The organism is Methanosarcina flavescens (assembly GCF_001304615.2).
Classification (GTDB): Archaea; Halobacteriota; Methanosarcinia; order Methanosarcinales; family Methanosarcinaceae; genus Methanosarcina; species Methanosarcina flavescens.
Window position 1 is genome coordinate 1,809,089 of sequence record NZ_CP032683.1, and the last position, 20,270, is coordinate 1,829,358.

Annotated in this window: 15 protein-coding genes, 3 tRNA genes and 3 rRNA genes; 9 read left to right on the top strand and 12 right to left on the bottom strand. The window is 45.3% G+C overall.

Translation table 11 applies throughout. The annotated features are described in order from the left end of the window. Positions 1 to 14: 14 nt before the first annotated feature. On the bottom strand, positions 15 to 584 hold the full coding sequence (locus tag AOB57_RS08055) for a GMP synthase subunit A (protein ID WP_054299593.1): 570 nt from the start codon (positions 582 to 584) through the stop codon (positions 15 to 17). Positions 585 to 1,062: 478 nt separating this feature from the next. Between AOB57_RS08055 and AOB57_RS08060 the strand changes: the two genes are divergently transcribed. The 6 genes from AOB57_RS08060 to AOB57_RS08085 all read left to right on the top strand — a co-directional run bounded on the left by AOB57_RS08060 (position 1,063) and on the right by AOB57_RS08085 (position 7,801). After that, positions 1,063 to 1,860 (top strand): 2-amino-3,7-dideoxy-D-threo-hept-6-ulosonate synthase, encoded by a 798-nt coding sequence (locus tag AOB57_RS08060; RefSeq protein ID WP_054299591.1) that lies wholly within the window; start codon positions 1,063 to 1,065, stop codon positions 1,858 to 1,860. A 95-nt stretch (positions 1,861 to 1,955) separates the two neighbouring features. Further along, the gene (locus AOB57_RS08065; protein WP_054299590.1) at positions 1,956 to 3,098 is read left to right on the top strand and encodes a 3-dehydroquinate synthase II; all 1,143 of its coding nucleotides are present in this window, start codon (positions 1,956 to 1,958) and stop codon (positions 3,096 to 3,098) included. Between the two features lie 50 nt (positions 3,099 to 3,148). Beyond that, positions 3,149 to 3,877 (top strand): type I 3-dehydroquinate dehydratase, encoded by a 729-nt coding sequence (gene aroD / locus AOB57_RS08070; RefSeq protein ID WP_054299589.1) that lies wholly within the window; start codon positions 3,149 to 3,151, stop codon positions 3,875 to 3,877. Continuing rightward, positions 3,874 to 4,716: a shikimate dehydrogenase gene (locus tag AOB57_RS08075; protein ID WP_054299588.1), complete on the top strand. Its 843-nt coding sequence runs from the start codon at positions 3,874 to 3,876 to the stop codon at positions 4,714 to 4,716. Before aroD ends, AOB57_RS08075 begins: the two co-directional genes overlap by 4 nt. Positions 4,717 to 4,724: 8 nt before the next feature. After that, the gene (locus AOB57_RS08080) at positions 4,725 to 6,188 is read left to right on the top strand and encodes a prephenate dehydrogenase (RefSeq protein ID WP_054299872.1); all 1,464 of its coding nucleotides are present in this window, start codon (positions 4,725 to 4,727) and stop codon (positions 6,186 to 6,188) included. A 68-nt stretch (positions 6,189 to 6,256) separates the two neighbouring features. Further along, entirely contained in the window at positions 6,257 to 7,801 is a 1,545-nt protein-coding gene (locus AOB57_RS08085; RefSeq protein ID WP_226999442.1) for a HEAT repeat domain-containing protein, read from the top strand. Between the two features lie 185 nt (positions 7,802 to 7,986). Here AOB57_RS08085 and tpiA read toward each other — a convergent pair whose 3' ends face one another. From tpiA to AOB57_RS08100, 3 genes are all read right to left on the bottom strand, one after another. After that, on the bottom strand, positions 7,987 to 8,655 hold the full coding sequence (gene tpiA / locus AOB57_RS08090) for a triose-phosphate isomerase (RefSeq protein WP_054299586.1): 669 nt from the start codon (positions 8,653 to 8,655) through the stop codon (positions 7,987 to 7,989). A gap of 141 nt (positions 8,656 to 8,796) precedes the next feature. Continuing rightward, the gene (locus AOB57_RS08095; RefSeq protein ID WP_054299585.1) at positions 8,797 to 9,975 is read right to left on the bottom strand and encodes a bifunctional 5,6,7,8-tetrahydromethanopterin hydro-lyase/3-hexulose-6-phosphate synthase; all 1,179 of its coding nucleotides are present in this window, start codon (positions 9,973 to 9,975) and stop codon (positions 8,797 to 8,799) included. Between the two features lie 292 nt (positions 9,976 to 10,267). Continuing rightward, on the bottom strand, positions 10,268 to 10,882 hold the full coding sequence (locus AOB57_RS08100; RefSeq protein ID WP_054299584.1) for an endonuclease III domain-containing protein: 615 nt from the start codon (positions 10,880 to 10,882) through the stop codon (positions 10,268 to 10,270). Between the two features lie 118 nt (positions 10,883 to 11,000). Here AOB57_RS08100 and AOB57_RS08105 point away from each other — a divergent pair, with 118 nt between their 5' ends. Further along, entirely contained in the window at positions 11,001 to 11,165 is a 165-nt protein-coding gene (locus AOB57_RS08105; protein WP_167829579.1) for a hypothetical protein, read from the top strand. A gap of 145 nt (positions 11,166 to 11,310) precedes the next feature. On the opposite strand, the gene AOB57_RS08110 is transcribed toward AOB57_RS08105, so the two are convergent. The 4 genes from AOB57_RS08110 to AOB57_RS08125 all read right to left on the bottom strand — a co-directional run bounded on the left by AOB57_RS08110 (position 11,311) and on the right by AOB57_RS08125 (position 12,939). After that, positions 11,311 to 11,382: transfer RNA gene (locus AOB57_RS08110), tRNA-Cys, on the bottom strand. Positions 11,383 to 11,436: 54 nt separating this feature from the next. Continuing rightward, positions 11,437 to 11,508: transfer RNA gene (locus tag AOB57_RS08115), tRNA-Cys, on the bottom strand. 147 nt (positions 11,509 to 11,655) lie between these two features. Beyond that, positions 11,656 to 12,261 carry a YIP1 family protein gene (locus AOB57_RS08120; RefSeq protein ID WP_054299582.1) on the bottom strand — a complete coding sequence of 202 codons (606 nt, stop codon included), beginning with the start codon at positions 12,259 to 12,261 and terminating at the stop codon, positions 11,656 to 11,658. 291 nt (positions 12,262 to 12,552) lie between these two features. Beyond that, positions 12,553 to 12,939 carry a hypothetical protein gene (locus tag AOB57_RS08125; RefSeq protein ID WP_054299581.1) on the bottom strand — a complete coding sequence of 129 codons (387 nt, stop codon included), beginning with the start codon at positions 12,937 to 12,939 and terminating at the stop codon, positions 12,553 to 12,555. 442 nt (positions 12,940 to 13,381) lie between these two features. On the opposite strand from AOB57_RS08125, the gene bfr reads away from it, so the two are divergent. Both bfr and AOB57_RS08135 read left to right on the top strand, forming a co-directional pair. Further along, on the top strand, positions 13,382 to 13,852 hold the full coding sequence (bfr, locus tag AOB57_RS08130) for a bacterioferritin (protein WP_054299580.1): 471 nt from the start codon (positions 13,382 to 13,384) through the stop codon (positions 13,850 to 13,852). A gap of 344 nt (positions 13,853 to 14,196) precedes the next feature. Further along, on the top strand, positions 14,197 to 14,988 hold the full coding sequence (locus AOB57_RS08135; RefSeq protein ID WP_226999443.1) for a CPBP family intramembrane glutamic endopeptidase: 792 nt from the start codon (positions 14,197 to 14,199) through the stop codon (positions 14,986 to 14,988). Positions 14,989 to 15,202: 214 nt separating this feature from the next. Here the strand turns inward: AOB57_RS08135 and rrf are convergent. The 4 genes from rrf to AOB57_RS08155 all read right to left on the bottom strand — a co-directional run bounded on the left by rrf (position 15,203) and on the right by AOB57_RS08155 (position 20,086). Next, positions 15,203 to 15,324: ribosomal RNA gene (rrf, locus tag AOB57_RS08140) — 5S ribosomal RNA — on the bottom strand. A gap of 100 nt (positions 15,325 to 15,424) precedes the next feature. After that, a 23S ribosomal RNA gene (locus tag AOB57_RS08145) occupies positions 15,425 to 18,333 on the bottom strand. A 116-nt stretch (positions 18,334 to 18,449) separates the two neighbouring features. Continuing rightward, positions 18,450 to 18,522 (bottom strand) — tRNA-Ala (locus AOB57_RS08150). A gap of 86 nt (positions 18,523 to 18,608) precedes the next feature. After that, positions 18,609 to 20,086 (bottom strand): 16S ribosomal RNA (locus AOB57_RS08155). The 16S, 23S and 5S rRNA genes sit together here with 1 tRNA gene alongside, the layout of an rRNA operon. Positions 20,087 to 20,270: the final 184 nt, after the last annotated feature.

The window sequence follows — 20,270 nt, forward strand, 5'->3', positions numbered from 1 at the left end:
TTCTATTATAGCGTTTAATATTGCTCGCAAACCTCAAGGAAGTTGATAAACAGTTCTTCTCCCTTTTCGGTATGGGAAACCTCAGGATGCCACTGGACACCGTAAATCGGTTTTGTTGGGTGGCGCATAGCCTCAATCTCACATACCTCAGAACGGGCAAGATGAGCGAAACCCTCAGGCAAAATGGCAACCTCATCTGCATGGGAAGCCCAGACAGTAGTCCTGGGCCCAAGTCCCCGAAGAATATCGTCTTCTTCAAGCACTTCTATCTCAATCTCTGCATACCCGCCTTTACTCCCTGCATGAACGTGACCCCCATATTCCAGGGCAATTGCCTGATGCCCGAGGCAGATCCCAAGAATAGGAAGATCAATTTCACGGACGTAATCGAAACATAAGCCTGCCCTATCCATTTCCGGCCCACCGCTCAGGATCAGCCCATCCGGTTCCTCTGCCAGGATATCCTCAATTGGCATTGTGTTGGGGATTATTTTCGTATCCACATCAAGATCCCGGACAGCCCGGTGAATGAGATGGCAAAATTGTCCGTAATTATTAACAACAAGGATTTTCAGCTCTTTCATAATTCCTTCAGTTCCTGATTTAGTATAATTTTATTTTTAAGAGTTATATTTTGATAACTGTGTGTTTAATGAATGTATTTTCTATTGCTCTGAGTGTACCCTATTAGCCAATCTTATCCTATTAGCCAATCTTATCCTATTTTAATTCTCTTATGCTTCCAAAGCTCAGAACCTTCACCTGTTTTCGGAACCTCTTGGTTTCGAAAATTATTTTGTGTTTCTATGATCTGGAACGTATTTTCCTGGTATTATCCCAGTATAACAGAGAGGAAGCGGCCAGGTTTGATCGCTATAGCACAATTTTGTACAGAAAAGTTCAAGAATATTCATTTCTATAAGAGGCATATTCTTGTCATGCAGCCATATGGAATAGATTTAAATAGGTTTATTGTGCTAGTATGTCACATATTAGCACGGAACTTTATAAAAATAATATTGCTAACAAATCAAGATCGCTTTGAACTCGAAGGGGATTATAATGTCAGAAATTGGTAAAAAGATAAGAATAGAAAGGCTGATGAATCGGGAAAGCAGAAACATGGTCATTATTCCAATGGATCATGGAATCTCAGACGGGCCTATTGAAGGACTCATCAATATCACAGATACGGTAAATAGAGTAGCTGAAGGAGGAGCAAATGCCGTTCTTATGCAGAAAGGAATGGTAAAATACGGACACCGGGGATACGGTCATGATATAGGTCTCATCGTACACATCAGTGGTTCTTCTTCCCTGAGTCCTGATCCCAATGCCAAAGTGCAGGTCTGCACAGTGGAGGAAGTAATTAAGATGGGAGCCGATGCCGTATCCATGCATATCAATGTAGGCTCTGAAACCGAAGCTGACCAGCTTGAGCAGCTTGGAAAGATTTCCAGAGACTGCACGGAATGGGGTGTGCCTCTTCTTACAATGATGTACCCCAGAGGTAAGAAAATCACCAATCCGCATGATCCTGTAAATGTTGCACATGCTGCAAGGATCGGAGCCGAGCTAGGCGCTGATGTTGTAAAAACCATATACACCGGAGATCCTGACAGTTTCAGGGATGTGGTCAGAGGCTGTCCTGTGCCTGTAGTTATTGCAGGAGGGCCTAAAACCTCAACTGACCTGGAGCTCCTTGAGATGATTGATGGAGCCATGGAAGCCGGAGCCAGAGGAGCCGCAATTGGAAGAAATGTTTTCCAGCACAGGGATCCTGTCAGGCTCACCCGGGCTATTTGTGAAATTGTACATCATAGAAGGCCTGTAGAAGAAGCTCTTGAACAGCTGAAATGAAAACAGGATATTGAGAACCAGGGTCAGTATCCGAACAAAAGTTAAAAAAAGAGAAGATCGGAGTAAAAACAGAAAATATACCGGGGTTGAAGCCTTTGAAAAAGAAAAGCGTGTGGATAAAAGCCGATGAAGGCGGATGGGAACAGCAAAAAGAAAGGATTACAACTGGCCTCGAATCAGGAGCCGACTGCGTGCTTATAAACCCAGGAGATGTTGAAAAAGTCAGAGAACTGGGAAGTATCCCGGTAGCAGCCTTTGGCCGTGACAATAAATCCGGAGCCGAAATAGCTGTTGTTGGAAAGAGAGGAGAAGGCGATGGGACAAAACCCTTACCACTTGAGGCTCCAGGTTCTCTTGATATAAACGCAGCAACCCTTCTCAGGGACAAAGGAGTGGCTGTAGGTGGGTATGTAGTAATAAGGGATAAACGTTATGAGCATTTCGCAGCCGAACTTGGAAAAGTCTGTGACTTCCTCATTGTGACAGGTACGGACTGGAAGGTTATCCCCCTTGAAAACCTGATAGCTGAACTCCAGCGTTACGACGTGAAGATTATTTTCGGAGTAAAGAGCGCAGAAGAGGCAAGACTGGCTTTCCAGATCCTTGAAATCGGAGCAGATGGGGTTCTTCTTGACAGCGGAGATCCCCAGGAAATAAAAGATACCATCAAGGCTGCCAGGGAACTGGAAAGCGAAAGCACTGAGCTTGAATCTGCAATCGTAACCAGGGTTGAGCCTCTTGGAATGGGAGACAGAGTCTGTGTGGATACATGCAATCTCATGCAAAGGGGAGAAGGCATGCTCATAGGTTCTCAGGCAAGCGGGATGTTTCTGGTAAACTCCGAATCCGATGACAGCCCGTATGTGGCAGCCCGCCCGTTCAGGGTGAATGCAGGCGCAGTTCACTCTTATATCAAAATAGGGGACAAAACCCGCTACCTCTCGGAGCTTCGGACCGGAGATACCGTAACTATTGTAGATTCAAAAGGGAAACAGAGAGATGGGATTGTTGGCAGAGTCAAGATCGAAAGCCGCCCTCTCATGCTTATCGAAGCAAAAGCAGGAGACAGGACCTTAAGCGCAATCCTACAGAATGCCGAGACCATCAAGCTTGTTGGAAAAGACGGAAACCCTATTTCAGTTGCCAAACTCAAGAAAGGCGACGAGGTTCTGGTTAGCCTGGAAGAGGGAGCAAGGCACTTTGGTAAAAAGATTGAAGAGACGATTATAGAGAAATAATCTGTCAAAAAGAAACAATTGTCAGTGAAAAAGGAAAACCGGAGCAAAGAATGATTCGTATTGGCCCGCTTGCCCTTGAGGAAAAAGCTGCTGTTGTCGCAGTAATCCTTGAGAACCCTATTGAAACCTCAAGGAAAGCCACCGAAATGGGAGCCGATATTCTTGAGATCAGGCTGGATTTGCTTGGAATCAGGGACCTAGAAACAGCTTCAGAAACGATAAGAAAAATAAAGTCCGAAACCGGGCTTCCGCTAATTCTCACAAATCGCTCAAGTATTGAAGGAGGAAAATGGGAGGGAAAAGAGGCTGAGAGAACCGAGCTCCTTATAAACCTACTTTCCCTGAGAAATGGGCCAGACGCCGTAGATATCGAGCTTTCTGCCGGGAGAGAAGCGAGAGACAGAGTAATAAAAGCGGCAAAAACCTGCGGAAAAACAGTGATTGTTTCTTTTCATAATTTTTCAGAAACCCCGACTTTTCAGGAAATGAAAACTATTTTTGAAGAGGCATTTCTGGCAGGGGCGGATATTGCGAAACTAGCTGTTATGCCGCACTCAATGAGAGATGTACTTGATCTGTTAAGAGCTTCACTGGATACCAGGGAGGTAGGGGGCGCTGTATGCGCTATCGCAATGGGCAGGCTTGGAAAGCATACAAGGGTAATCGCTCCTTTTTATGGTTCGGTTCTCACATATGCAGCTGTTGAAGGTTCAGTTTCTGCGGCACCGGGACAGTTTCAGGTAGATGAAGTAAAAAAGACAATGGAGCTACTCGAATGAAGCAAGTCTTTGGTGTATTTGGAGACCCTGTAAGCCATTCCCTTTCTCCTGCAATGCATAACGCAGCTATCTCAGCCCTTGGGATGGACTGCATCTATCACGCTTTCAGGGTCAAGCCCGAAAAACTGGAAAAAGCAATTCTTGGGGCTGAAGCTATGGGATTCGGAGGTCTCAACCTGACAGTACCCCTGAAAGAGGTAGCTTTGAAGCTTGGCTGTATAAAACCTGACCTGCTGGCTAAAAGGATAGGGGCTGTAAATACTATAGTTTTCGAGGAGACCGGAGAAATCCGGGGATACAATACCGATGGGTTGGGAGCAAAACAGGCACTCCAAGAAGCTGCAGTGGAAATAAAGGGGTCTAAAATCGTGGTTGCAGGGGCAGGCGGAGCAGCAAGAGCCATTACTTTTCAGCTTGCGGCGGATGGCGCTGAGATTACAATAATAAATCGGACTGAAGAAAGGGCAATTGCGCTTGCAAAAGACATCTCAGCCGCCGCCCTTCCCGGGAAAGTAGAGGGAAGAGGGCTCTCCGAATTAAAAGATCTGCTACAGGATGCCAACGTTCTGATAAATACCACAACTCTCGGAATGCATCCTAATATAGACTCTACTATTGCCACGGCAGATGATCTTTACTCTGAGCTTACCGTTTTTGATATTGTATATAACCCTCTGGAGACCAGGCTCTTAAGAGAGGCAAAAGCCTCAGGCGCAAAGACTGTAAGTGGAGTCTCAATGCTTGTCTATCAGGGAGCTGAAGCTTTCAGGCTCTGGACAGGAATCGACCCTCCAGTTGAACTTATGAAAAAAACTGTTCTGGAGGCTTTGCAGGCTTGAGTGTTAACATGGAGTCTGGAAACCAGACCGGAACGAATCAAAATTCTGAAAAGACAAAAGTCCTGATCCTTGGCGGAACCGGGGAAATGGGACAGTGGTTTACCCGTTTTTTCAAAGAAAGAGGTTATGAGGTTACAGTCTGGGGAAAAGGTGGGAAAATAGAAATCGCAAGGAAACTGGAAGTTCCTTTTGCCTCGAATCTTGAGGAAGCTGTTCCAGCAAGTGATATAGTGATAGTCTCTGTACCTATCAATGTAACTGAGGAAATTATTGCTGAGTTTGCCCCAAAAATGAAAGCTGGAAGTCTCCTTATGGACTTAACTTCCATTAAGGTAAAGCCTGTAGAAGCCATGAGAAAATTTACACCCTCCGATGTGGAGATTCTGGGTACCCATCCAATGTTCGGACCAACGATTAGCACTATCCGAGGGCAGACTGTGATTCTGGTTCCTGTAAAGGGACGTTCGGAAAAGTGGTTTCCGGTAATAAAAGAGCTTTTTGAAGAAAGTGGTGCGCATGTTGAGATTACTACCGCAGTCGAACATGACAGGCTTGTCTCGGTTGTGCAGGGACTCACCCATTTTGCCTATATCAGCATAGGAACGACCATTGACAGGTTAGATTTCGACGTAAAAAGATCCAGAAAGTTTGTAAGTCCAGTCTACGACATAATGCTGGATTTCGTAGGCAGGATTCTTGGCCAAAATCCCTATCTGTATGCCCTCATCCAGATGGAAAATCCCGGAGTCCTCGAGGTACATGACGCATTTATCAGGGAATGTGAAGAACTCTCAGAGCTTGTGCGATCTCATGACGAGGAAGGCTTTGTGAAGAAAATGAAAGCTGCTGCTCGACAGTACGGAGATACGACTCATGCCCTGCGCAGATCCGATAAACTGATTAATTACAGAATAACCGAATATGAGACCATCCTGAACTCCATCGGAAAGGTATGCGGGTTTTACCATCTTTATTCCGGAAAAATCCATGTCGGTATTTTAGAAAATGTAGGGCCTGACGAGGTTGTTCTTACAAAGCTGGTCTCAAAAGGCACTTCCCCTCATATAAAAAACAAATTCTTGAAACTCAAGCTAGAAAATCTTCGCCTGCTTTCGGAATTCGAGTTATGGGAATGGAGGAAAGAAAACCTTGAGCATTCTACAAGGGATATCCCGGTCCTTATACCTGAAGGGGCTGATCCTGCGGTTATTCTTAACGCTATAAATACCAATAAACAGCTTGCAGCCTGTGAAATAAGTGATATCTATAGAGGGCCTATTCAGATAAATAATAAGAGACTAAATAGGGTAGAAACTGAAAAAGAAAGCAAAGAGTTGGAAAGACTTGCAGTTACTTACAGGATAACGGTTTTTGGAGATTGTGATGCAGATTCTGTTGAAGCCGAGGTAACATCCCTTCTTTGCGGTCTTGGTTGCAGAATAAGAGAAAAAAACTTGAAGCCGTATAGATAAAAATTTTTACCTAAGAAGTCTATCTTAATAAAGAGAGAAATTGATATAAACAATAAAAAAAAGATAATATGATGTCCAGAGTTAAATGGAGAATATCTCTTTTATTTGTCCTTATCACTCTTTCTATATTTTTTTCAATGATCGCAAATAGCGACAGGTTTATGGAATTTGGGGGAAATGGAACATTCACACCAACCGGGACTGGAATTTTAAGGGAAGACCTGATCACAAATCTCACACACAGGCTGGAAGTCGGTGACCATGAGACAAAATTGAATGCTGCAGTTGAGCTTGGGAGGTTCGGAGAGACTGCAGCTGATGTTCTTATTGAGAAAATAGAATCAAATACCTCGAGTTCAGGAGAAGTAAACAGTTACATGCTTCTTGCACTTCTTGAAATCGGAGATAGTAGAACAGAAACCGTTCTTTCTGAGGGCTTTAAGAAAATCCAGGCATCAAATAACGTTACAAATAAGACTACAGCTGAAGAACAGGCAGAAAACGAGATCTCGGTAGACATTTTGCAGGCTATTGAAGAGAAAGATAGAGCAATGAGAAGAAATCTTGCAATTTCTCTTGATAGGGACTACAATGACGAAACAAATTCTCTTGAAGCAGCCCTTAGAGCAGAGGAACAGAACTCAACTATTTATGATTCTTTTGCGCTTTCGGAGTTCGAGCCTGATGAACCTGGAAACGAAACTGAAAAGCTTATTAAAGCTCTTAAAAGCGACAGCGGGAGTATAAGGATCGCAGCTTTAATGGCTCTCGGAGAAAGAGAGGAAGCTGCAGCAATAGATTCCATAACACCAATTCTGACCCGGGACTATTCTCCGGTACAGAGCAGTGCAGCATATGCGCTTGGTGAAATTGGGGATGAAAGGGCAGTAGAAGTCCTGATAAAACAAATGAAAGATGGGGGCAGTGATAGCATCAGGAGTAACGCTGCAATTGCCCTCGGGAAAATAGGAAAGGAAACTGCCGTACCAGATCTTATCCAAAGGTTAAGAGACAATAGAGCTGTAGTAAGGAGCAGTGCAGCCCTGTCGCTAGGAAAAATAGGAAGCGAAACAGCAATAGAACCTCTGATAGAAGTCCTGAATAGCGGAAAACTTATAGACGGTAGAGCAAAAGATTCCGTGAACACTAATGAAGATGTCAGAAAAAGTGCTATCCTTGCCCTTGGAGAAATCGGAGGCCCTGGAGTGATCGAGGCTCTAACTGACATATTAGTCGATAAAGAGGAAAGACTTTCTGTCAGGATGGCTGCAGCCGCAGCTCTGGGAAATACAGGTGACCCTCAGGCTATGGAGACGCTTAAGAATGTGTTTAATGACAGGAATACGGATGCAAATCTCAGAAATCAGGCTTTTCTTGCTCTTGGCAAAACCAGAAACCAGGAAGCTGCAGAATTGCTTGTGGGAAAGCTGGGAGATAGGGAGTTTGGAGATAGTGCCAGGAAAGCCCTCTCTGGGATGGGAGAAATGGCAGTTGATACTCTAATAGAGAACCTGAAAACGACAGATAGGAGAGCCAGGGATGAAACCGCCTTGCTTCTTATTGAAATAGGAGATCCAAAAGCTGTCAATCCCCTTATTGAGGCTTACCAGTAACCCTTTAGAAATTATAGGAAATGTGGCTGAGGAGCCGCATTCCTTCTGCTCCTTATTTCTATTATTTTCTACTACTTTTTTCTTAAAAGTAAGTTTAATAGTAAAAAGGTAAGTTTAATAGTAAAAAAGTAAGTTTAATAGTAAAAAAGTAAGTTTAATAGTAAAAAAGTAAGTTTAAGTAATTTTCAAATCAAGCTTATGAGTTCTTCCAGTGCAGCTTTTGGGTCTGCTGCTTTCACAATTCCGGAGGCCAGCAGTACACCTTGAGAACCAAGGTCAAGGGCTGCCCTGAGATCCTCACCTTTTGAGATTCCGGCTCCGCAAAGTACTTTTACTGCAGGATCGATTTTCGCAACTGCTTCAACCGAACCACTGACAACCTCAGGATCAGCCTTTGAGACAGGAATACCGCTCCCTATAAGCTCGGGAGGCTCAATTGCAACATAATCAGGACCAAGGGCTGCGGCGGCTGCGGTTGTCGGGACATTGTTAGTACAGATAACTGTCTTGAGCCCGAATTCCTTTGCGGCCTTAAGTGACGCTTCGATTTCTGCAAGGGTCAGGCGCCTTTCAGAGTGATTGATCAGGGTTCCGATAGCTCCTGCCTCTTTTATAGCTTTTCCAAAAACATGGCCTGTGAAGCTTCCTGCTCCTATTCCATCCAGATGCTGGGAAAAAACTGGAATCTCAACCTCCGAGGCTACCCTGTAAATATCCGGAAGTTGGGGGGCTACTGCTATTTCGATACCTGACCCTTCGGACACCTCTTTGCAGGCCTTTGCAATTTCCACTGCTCCCTGGCCCGTGCCCTGCAAATAAGTCTTATAGTTCAATAAAATGAATGGTAAACCCAAGAAATCCCCTCTTGAAAGTTAAAAGAAATGAAAGCGCAAATTTCACGCTTTCCCTGATAGGTTTCTGCCAAAAATACTGTAAGGTTTTACTTTTTGGCAGTATTCATTCAGTGATCTTTTTCGGGAAATTCTTAAATCTGCTCAGAAGTCAGTCATAACTCTGAACTGGTCAATTTCCGGCTTATTAAGGCTGTTGATAAACTGTTTGGCAACTTCTCTGACATCTTTTGCATTGGTGATCGCACGCCCAACCACAAGAATATCCGCACCCTGGCTCAGAGCTACAGGCACCTTGTCAAGACGGACCCCGCCTGCAACAGCAACCAGTGCTCTCGGAGCAACTTTCTTAATCTCTTCGATATTGCCCCAGGCATGTTCGGTACTCTCGATATCTATTCCGCGGTGGAGCTCAATAACATCAGGCATGACCTTAAGCTGTTTTAAGATAGAAATCGAATCGGGCTGGTTAAGCGTATCCATGACCGCATAGATACCTGTCTTATGGGCTTCCTCGATGAGCTTGTCAATGGTGTTGATCGGAGCAAGGGCAGAGACTACAATAGCATCTCCTGCAGCGTCGGCAACCATTCTTGCTTCAAGGTTTCCTGTATCCAGAGTCTTCAGGTCAGCTACTATAAAGGCATCTGGCCTGACGTCTCTGATCTTCGAAATGACATCCACTCCATAGCGTTTAATGAGCGGCGTGCCTGCTTCAATTATAACATGATCGCTCTTGGGAATCTGAGAGATGGCAGAAAGCACAGATTCGAGGTTCGGATTATCAAAAGCAATCTGAAGGTATGGTGGATCCCAGAGTCTTGTGACCTTGAATCCCATAATGGCATGGGTAGATTTGTTGCTTTCCTCAAGAACAGTATTAATGCTAGGGAAACCTTCAAGGGCTCGCTTGATTGCAAGCTTTGTGGCTCCGTAGTTATACCTGTAGATCTTGTTGTAGTCCTGGGCATCAGGATGGATAAAGACACTCGCTACAATGACAATGTCTTCAACCTGGTCCTTTGAGATTATGCCTTCTTCTACAGAATCTGCTACTGCTTTTGCAACCGCTGTCTGGGCAGGCCCGAAAATTTTTGATGCCTGTTCCATATTCTTTACCGTAACCTTCGGGATAATAAGGGTTGAAGGCTTGGATGGCAGGTTGGGCCTGATAACAGACAGGAGTGGAGTATGTCCGATTGAGAGCTGGGTCAGACCGTTTGCAAAAGCCTGACCTACTGGTCCTCCTTTGTCTCCTATCATCAAATCAACGTGGGCAAGTTCTGCTCCCTGCCCTATTAATGCTTCTCCTATTTGAAACATATTTGGCCTCGTGAGTTTGATAGATGTTATGTTCAAAGTTAATAAGTGTATAGATAACTGGTAATTGTGTCGATGGTTTCGTAATTGAAATTAGTTTGCCAATTGAAATTAGTTTGCCATCAGACTTAGGATAGAGATAACCCTTCTGCCTGCTAAATGCCAGCCTTATATAAATAATCTCGTATCGTCCCGCAAGTTTTTTCCAGCCCGGATAGTGTATCAGAGTTCAATCTCAGAAGTGAGCTTCGAAATGCTTTAGGGACACAGGAAACATTCTGTTAAAGGGGGAGAATTAAAGGAGAATTCTGGGGCACATATCGCGTAGAGTGCAGAATTCGCATCTAGGAGAGGTAGGTCTGCAGATATTCTGCCCTAATTTTACAAGCAAAAGATTTATGTGTCTCCAATATTTCTGTGGAAAGATCTTTTTTAACTCAGTTTCGGTTTCCTCAGGAGTTCTTGTTACTATCAGACCGAGCCTGTTAGAAATCCTGTGAACGTGGGTATCCACTGCAAGGGCATCCTTGAGGAAAGCATCTGCAAGTACACAGTTTGCGGTCTTTCGGCCGACTCCAGGCAGTTCTAGAAGAGCCTCCATGGTATCAGGAACTTTGCCGTCGTATTTTTCTATAAGAATTCTGGAAATTTCCTTTATTCTTCCCGCTTTGACTCTGTAAAAACCGACTTCTTTTATAAGGAATTCAATCTCACTAACATCAGCCTTCATCATCTCCTCAGGCGTTGGAAACCTCTTAAAAAGTCTCCTTGCTGCAGAACAGGTTACATCACCTCGGGTCCTCTGGGACATCACAGTGGAAATTAAAGCCTGGAAGGGCTCATTAAAACCATAGTCATAACCCTCAGGATAAAGTTCTAAAAGCCTTCGCATGAGTTCATCGGTATCCATGTCCGAGAATTAGTCTTTTCTAATATAAAATTAGGGTCTGACCACAACCTTCTGTGAGAAAGTTTGACCAAAAACCTTTTGAGAAAAGGTTTTATCGAAAATGGCATGTCTTTTGGATTTGAAAGTCTTAACCCCAAACCCTATCTGGCGTGAGAAACACAAACTTTTTAAGAGAAAGTTTGATCACAAGCCTTTTCAAAAAAAGCTTGAGCGAAAACCTTTTGAGAAAAGGTTTTATCGAAAACGGCATGACGGCGTGGTCAAGCGGCGCAACGGTTGGTGATAAACCGGCGAACGGTTTCGGTCAAGCCTTTTTGTAAAAGGGTTGCAGCGCAACAGTTTTGATCAAGCGACGCCACACTTGCAGTCTAAAGAATCAAGGAGATAAGTCAGGTAAATAAAGTTTCTGAAAAAAGAGATTTTAAAGAAGCCAAGGTCCGGATTCGAACCGGAATGAAATCGCTCTGCAGGCGATTGCGTAGCCGCTCCGCCACCTTGGCACTATTTAAATACAGTTAAGGCGTTTTATAATTTTAGACTAGTTAATTATTTAAAGCCAAGATCCGGATTCGAACCGGAATAAAATCGCTCTGCAGGCGATTGCGTAGCCGCTCCGCCATCTTGGCATTTTTGATTGTCTTATTGCTCGTGTAGATGCATTAAAGGAATTTCTAATATATAAATATTTAGTTTAAGACAATATCATCCTAAATTTTTGAGGATAAAATGCTCTAAAAATATAGGGAGTTTTTTTCTATAAAAGAATAACTCCATTAAAAAATAGCCAGGAGAGGAACTAATCCTGAGAAAGCAAGTATTCCTGCCATAGCAACAATGATCATAAGCAAGATCACCAGTAAGACGGGCAGGAATATAGCTACTGCAGACCTTAACATGCTTACATCATGTACATGCATGCCCCCTACAATATAGAGATATATTCCATAAATCCCGACAATCCAGCCAATAACAGGAATCCAGGAAAGTACCAGCACAGCAGTTGCATAAGATATGAATCTTACAGTACCTTCGTAACTTCCCGAACCTCCAAGAACTTTATAAATAACATAGAGTATTGCAGCTTCAATAAAGAGAGAAATAATACCTATAATAGGTGTGATGATCACACTCATAAGTATCGCGAAAAACCCCAACCCTCTAACCTCACCATACATACCATCGTACATGCCGCCGTACATGCCCTCCATATACATCTGACGGCCAAAGAGTACGGTTAAAAGTGCAGTTAAAAGCGCATATATGATGAGACTAATTGCTGCAAAGGTAAGTGGATCAGCATATCCTCCGGTTTCTGGCATCCTCCTGTAAAAATCAGACGGTCTTTGCATAACCTCTTTCCAGGTTCCGATGTAATCCATAAGTTACCCCCTGTAATTATATGCTTGATTTTTATTTAAATAGATTTATCAAAAAATGAAATCCTGTTTTCAGGATAATAGAGTAGTTCGAAACTGCAGCAAATTGGAATGGTTAAAGTTCATTGATCTCATCTTTGATAAATAATAATCAGGGTTAACCGGATTATGCGGTAGATGAACGAAGAAACAAAGTACAATCGAGCACAAGCACCGTTAAACCCAAATCTAAATCTAGAGTACAAAAAAATATAAATTAAGTAGCAAGAGAGCTAAAAAAGCAGGCCGGAAATGTTATAAACCAGACGTGTCATCAGCCGTCTTACATTCTGGATTTGTTATTGCTTCTTCACACTGGCACATGCTCAAGGCTTCAAATATACCATCACCTACACTTATACCTTTTAAAGCACATTTCTCCATTAAGCGATAGTAAAGGTCTTTGTTTTCGCCCTTGATAAATTCACACATCTCAGAAACAAATTCCTGCATTAAAATTTCTTCGTCTCTGTTTACCCAGTTGTTAATTGATCCGATTAAGTGTTGGCGTGTGGAACTATCATCAAGGTTCTGATCTGTCACATGTGTGAAGACACACTCGTCTCTCATTAGAAGCCATTTACCAAGTCTATATCTAAACCTACTCTCGCTCTCTGGATTGATTTTATTTTCACCAGTCATATTATATCCCCCATAATAATTACAGACTTCATGATATTTAACAATTTTATACTATTTTTATAATATTTGAAGAATCCAAACTCCAAAAAAATAGTTAAGTATCAAATTGTCTCAATACTTAAAGAATACCGGTCTATGTTTTTAGCTTCTGACAACTGAAGTTTAGCATTATATTGGAGCTTTTATAACTCAGTAAGCCATATTTTATTAACAGATAGTCTATTTATATTCGGTTTATTTATATAGCATGTGCCGCATAATATTGTGAGGAGGCCGGGAACTTTTAATGCTTAAGAATGAAATGGGTTCTAGATAGGCTGAGTTACTTTAATTAAAAGATGAATTAGTAATGCTCTCAAGAGTGGGACAAATGCGCAAAACTTATTATGAAGTTTAAGTATAAATATAGAAACCGTAATTTCTTTTGTAAGGGGGTATATCTTTGAAAGGAGACCAGAAACTAATTGATTGTCTGAATGCTCGTCTGGCAGAAGAATTGGCAGCTATCAACCAGTACTTTGTCCATGCCGAAATGTGTGAAAACTGGAATTACGAACGGCTTGGAGATGTAATCGAGAAGCGAGCTATTACCGAGATGAGGCATGCAGAGAAGCTGATTGAACGCATTCTCTTCCTTGAGGGGAGGCCCATAGTTAGCAATCTGAGCGAAATTCGTATCGGTGATCAGGTACCAAAAATGCATGATCATGACCACTGGGCAGAGGAGGGAGCTATTAAAGGCTATAACCAAGCCATCCGCCTGGCGACAGAGCTGGGAGATAATGACACCAAAGTGCTTCTAGAATCAATCCTTAAGGAAGAAACAGAGCATATCGACTGGATCGAAGCCCAAATGGACCAGATCAACCAGATAGGTGTCCAGAACTATCTGGCACAGCAGATCTACGAGTAAGGGCGGATGCTACTGCATCTACCCTTTTAAAACATGAATGAGCCATTTGTAAAAGAGCTATATTAAAAATAGTAATCTCCAACGCGCTTCAGAATATTTCTCAGAGACGGTTTGTCCATGGAGAGACTTAAGAGATATATTAATCTACTTAGAAGCTATCCGAAAAACCAACAATAACAATTGAAATATGCATTGTATGAAAAATAGCATATGTAAAAGTTACATAGGTTCATAGTATCCCTGTATCCGTTCTAATAATGCATACTTCAATTAAAAGTAAAAGTATAGGTAAACTGCAGTGTTTTTCATATAGGCTCTCCCATCCTTCAAGAGGACTACAAATCATGAACAGCAACACATCAAAAAGGTCACCACTTCTATTTTTTATACTGGTTTACTCTCTTTCTATTCCACTTTGGGTGCTTAATATCATTTATCCGATGAAGCTTCCAGTGGATAATCTTCCCGTGACAGATATTGTGGCCACATTTTCTCCAATGGTAGCGGCATCCATCCTCATATACCGGGAAGAGAAACTTTTAGGAGTAAAGAATCTGTTGAAAAGAGCCTTCGATTATAAGAGGATCACGAAAAAAGTCTGGTATGTTCCCATCATTCTCTTGATGCCGTTTATTTACGTGCTGACCTACGTGATAATGCGTCTAGTCGAACTACCAGTCCCAACTGTCTGGAACCCGCCACTTCTGACACCACTCCTCTTTATTGCATTCTTTTTAGCCGCCGCAGGTGAAGAGCTTGGTTATTCGGGATATGTCACCGATCCTATGCAGGTCCGATACACCGCACTGACAGCCAGTCTCATCATTGGGTTGATCCATGGTGTATGGCATTTCCCATCCATGCTTTCAATGGACATGACTCTGGGATTGTTTATATGGGGAGGATTTATACTGGCCGTTAGTTTCCGGATTCTGACCATCTGGCTTTATAATAACACTGGAAAAAGCGTCTTTGCGACCATACTCTTTCATGCCGTGACCAATACTGGAAGGAGCATATTTCCCGGTAGTCGTTCAGCCTTCCAGCTTTATGACGGGGCTATTGGATATGGGCTCATTGCTATCACGGCTGTTATCGTGGTGTTCTTATGGGGAAAAGACATTAACTCGATTTAGATATGCTCGCAAAACGGCGTGAGGCAAGATGATGGCTCCCTCATCTGAACACAGGCATCTATAGTTTCTCAAGAAGATAGGACAGATCGTCAATAAAAGCAATAAAACGTTCTTTGTAAGAAAAAATGCGAAAATAAAAAGTTAAGAAAATCAGACTTTAAGAAAATCAGTTTTAAAAAAACCATTTTTAGAAAAGATTAGAATGATAGGGTGAGCATGGCAGCGATCCAGAGTTCCCGAAGGCTCGCGCACTTCAGTACAGTCAGGAACGCGGGCAGGCTTATCTGCTGTGTTCGGGATGGGTACAGGAGTGACCCTGCCGCTATGGCCGCCACACTCTCCTATAAATGGGATTGAGGAAATTTGTCTATAGCCAAAGACAAACTAATGATTAAGTCATGTATGGTGCTGCAGACTGGATTTCGCCTGAACCGGATTAGGAAAGGAACGGATGGTTAGTAAACGCGGACTGAACACCTCGTTGCCTTGGTGCTTACATCCCGTTTCTATCAAACCGGTCTTTTACCGGAATCCTTAATGAGGTCTCGTTTTAGGTCAGATTTCGAGCTTAGATGCATTCAGCTCTTATTCCTTAGCGCGTAGCTGCCCGGCAATGCCCTGTCGAACAACCGGTACACCAGTGGCGCCGCTGCTTGGTTCCTCTCGTACTAAAAGCAGCTTACCCGCAGACCTCAGACACCTCTAGTAGATAGTAACCGACCTGTCTCACGACGGTCTAAACCCAGCTCACGATCTCCTTTAATAGGCGAACAACCTCACCCTTGGCCGATGCTGCACGGCCAGGATGGAAAGAACCGACATCGAGGTAGCAAGCTGCCGGGTCGATATGTACTCTTGCCGGCAACGACTCAATTATCCCCGGGGTAACTTTTCTGTCATTTTTGGCCCCCACCAAGGAGGCACAAAAGTTCGCTAGAACCGACTTTCGTCTCGTCATCCACTACTGTGCTGAATAACGTCAGGCTGACTTATGCTCTTGCACTCTTCAGTGAGTTTCCGACCCACTTGAGTCAACCATTGCGCGCCCTTGATATCTTTTCAAGGGCGTCCCGCCCCAGGCAAACTGCCCACCTATCGGGGTCCTCTTCTCAGAGTTAGGGTCGCGGTCCCAGAAGGGTAGTGTCCCATTGATGGCTCCACGGATGCTGGCGCAACCGCTTCGACGCCTCCTACCTACTCTGTACATCCAGAACCACAACCCAGCGACAGGCTGCAGTAAAGCTCCACGGGGTCTTCACTTCCCCCTAGAGGTCTCTAGACTGTGCACTAGAATGTAAGCTTCACCGGATTCCAGTTAGGGACAGTAGGGCTCTCATTGATCCATTCATGCAAGTCGCCAATTAAGCGACAAGGTACTACGCTACCTTAAGAGGGTCATAGTTACCCCCGCTGTTTACAGGCCCTTCTTCCCGTTGAACCGGGGTTTCAGGTACCTGCACTGAGCAGGATTCAGAGATTGTACTAGCCTTTACAGGTTTGCAATCTCCTATGTTGGTATTAGACAGTTGGAGCCCCCTGGTCACTGCGACCTGCTGTCTTCACAGCAGGCACTCCTTCTCCCGAAGTTACGGAGCTAATTTGCCGAATTCCCTTAACTGAATTACTCCGACACGCCTTGGCCTTTTCAGCCAGGGGCACCTGTGTCAGTTCTCGGTACGGACATTTAGCGGCCTTTTCACGGGTCCCTGGGTGTAACCGACTTTAGCCATAACAGATTCACCCGCTTCTCGCCATTACGGCTCTCCACGGGTTTCGCTGCTTAGACGGAGCGACGACTCCGCTCGGCCTGCCCTGAGACGTCAGACATGAGTGCTAAATGGTACAGGAATATTAACCTGTTTCCCTTTTGGCGTACTCGAGTTACGGTACGTCTTAGGACCGACTAACCCTCGGCTGACGAACATTGCCGAGGAAACCTGGCCCCTTCGGCGGAAGGGATTCTCACCCTTCTATGCTGCTACTATTACCAGGATTTTCGTTTGCGAACGGTCCACAGGACTTCACAGCCCTGCTTCTGTCCGAACGCAACGCCTTCCTACAAGATTACCTTGCGGTACTCCGTGGTATCGGTGGTCGACTTGAGCCCCGTCAATTTTCGGGGCCCCAAACCTCGACTGGTGAGCTGTTACGCACTCTTTGAAGGATAGCTGCTTCTAAGCTAACCTTCCAGCTGTCTTGGGCTTGGGACGCCCTTTAGTGTTAACACTTAGTCGACACTTGGGGACCTTAACCACGGGCTGGGTTGTCTCCCTTACGGACTACAAGCTTACCCCAGCAGTCCGGACTCCGACTTTCTCAGACGACGGTGGGTTTGGAGTTTGACAAGCGGGCGAGGGGTTTCCCCCCCGGAACCGCCAATCAGTGCTCTACTCCACAGACGATCTCCAGTCAGGTCATGCTGCGACATGTTTCGGAAGGAACCAGCTGATGCCGGGTTAGATTAGCATTTCACTACGAGACGCAGGTCACGCGAATGATTTGCAGATCAACACCGCTTGCGGTCCTCCACGTAGCTTTCGCCACGCTTCAACCTGCCCACGCCTAGATCACCCGGCTTCGGGTCGTGTCCCGGTGACTCCACGCACTTGTATACGTCGTGCCTCGCTCAGAAGAGTTGCGCACATGTTGCTTTCGCTTCGGCTGCCCAAATATAAGGTTAGCCATTGCCACCAAGACACACTCCCTGGCCCGTTCTTCAAAACGTAAGATACGACACTGGCAGTGATACTCGTACAGCACCCTCGCGAGTGTTTCCTTCGTACCAAAGATCCTTTCATGCCGTATCGTTCCATCACTATCAGGTTTCAGGCACTTTGCACCTCCCTTCTCGGGGTACTTTTCAGCGTTCGGTCACCCTACTATTTCGCTATCGGTCTCAAGTAGTATTTAGTTTTGGAGGTTGGTGCCCCCCAGATTCCCGCGCGATATCCAACGCACGGTACTCAGGGACATGTTCCGGTCTTTTGGTTTACACATACGTGACTGTCACACTCTATGGTCTGCCGTTTCAGGCAAGTTCTGTTTAGCCGCCAGACGTTTGAACAGCCCTTCAACACCACATTTCCCCTAAGGGGATTCGGTTTGAACTGTGCCGGTTTCACTCGCCGTTACTTACGGCATCTCGTTTGATTTCTTTTCCTGCTCCTACTGAGATGTTTCAATTCGGAGCGTTCCCGATCATTACTGATCACTATGGAGAGGTCCCATTCGGAGATCCCGGGTTCATTGGCTCCTTGCGCCTACCCCGGGCTTATCGCAGCTTGGCACGTCCTTCATCAGCTCTTGAGCCGAGCCATCCACCTGATAGCATATTTCCTGTATATCCTAACCAGGTCCAGTAAGCGTCCAGTATACAGCACCTATACATGACTTCATGTACCTGCGTGTCAACACAGGCAATCCGTCCTTCCCCGGAAATTTACTTCCCGAGTGCACAAAAATGGACTTGCTGGGATTCGAACCCAGGGCCTCTGCCTTGCAAAGGCAGCGATCTTCCATCTGATCTACAAGCCCAAGAGAGACTAGAGATCCACAGTGGATCTCTGGTTGAGGATTTTGTTTCGGTTTATCGGCATCTGGGTGGTGGGTTTTTTATGCTTAGGAGGTGATCCAGCCGCAGATTCCCCTACGGCTACCTTGTTACGACTTAACCCCCCTTGCAAAGCACAGGTTCGAACACGACACAGAGTTCGTGCCCTCACCCATACCTCACTCGGGTGGTTTGACGGGCGGTGTGTGCAAGGAGCAGGGACGTATTCACCGCGCTATATTGAAACGCGATTACTACGGATTCCAGCTTCACGAGGGCGAGTTACAGCCCTCGATCCGAACTACGGATGGGTTTGGGAGATTACCAGCCCTTTTCAGGGTAGGGACCCATTGTCCCATTCATTGTAGCCCGCGTGTAGCCCGGGAAATTCGGGGCATACTGACCTACCGTGGCCCGCACCTTCCTCCGATTTAACATCGGCGGTCCCCACAGAGTACCCATCGTCCCGGAGGACATGCTGGTAACAGTGGGCACGGGTCTCGCTCGTTGCCTGACTTAACAGGATGCTTCACAGTACGAACTGGCGACGGCCATGCACCTCCTCTCAGCGATTCAGGCAAGGTCTTCAGCCTGGCCTACATATTGCTGTCGTCCCCGGTGAGTTGTCCGGCGTTGAGTCCAATTAAACCGCAGGCTCCACCCGTTGTTGTGCTCCCCCGCCAATTCCTTTAAGTTTCAGCCTTGCGGCCGTACTTCCCAGGTGGCTCGCTTCACGGCTTCCCTGCGGCACCAGACACGGTCGCGCCATGCCTGACACCTAGCGAGCATCGTTTACGGCTGGGACTACCCGGGTATCTAATCCGGTTCGTGCCCCCAGCTTTCGTCCCTCACCGTCGAACCCGTTCTGGTAAGACGCCTTCGCCACAGGTGGTCTCACAGGGATTACAAGATTTCACTCCTACCCCTGTAGTACCTCTTACCTCTCCCGGTTCCAAGCCTGGCAGTATCCCCCGAAAGCCTAATGGTTGAGCCATCAGATTTCCCGGAGGACTGACCAAACCGGCTACGGACCCTTTAGACCCAATAATCACGATCACCACTCGGGCCGCCGGTGTTACCGCGGCGGCTGGCACCGGTCTTGCCCGGCCCTTGCTAACAGATGTATTTTACACATCTGGACAGCCAGCATATGATGCTGGCACTCGGTGTCCCCTTATCACGGTTTCCCGCATTGTAAAGTTTTCGCGCCTGCTGCGCCCCGTAGGGCCTGGATTCATGTCTCAGAATCCATCTCCGGGCTCTTGCTCTCACAACCCGTACCCGTTGTAGGCTAGTAGGTACATTACACCCACTACTACCTGATAGGCCGCAGACCCATCCTTGGGCAGACGAATCCATTTTACGCATAAAGCATTCCAGCATATATGCGTTATCCGGTATTATCCCCAGTTTCCCGGGGTTATCCCAGACCCAAGGGCAGGTTATCCACGTGTTACTGAGCAGTACGCCATGTTCACGAAGAACATATGACTCGCATGGCTTAGGCGAACACCGATAGCAGTAACCTCTGGCAGGATCAACCAGAATTGTTAATGTATCGCACACTTAAAATTAAAGGTCTTGGTCGCAGAAACTTGCACTAACAACTATCAATTCAGTTATTTCAGTTTCGCGATGATTCGTTTTATGAAAAACTCTCACCGCCCAGAATTAACCGAACCGACAAAATCCTCGTCAGACAGGAAATAACTCCTGACTCCATTAAAAGATG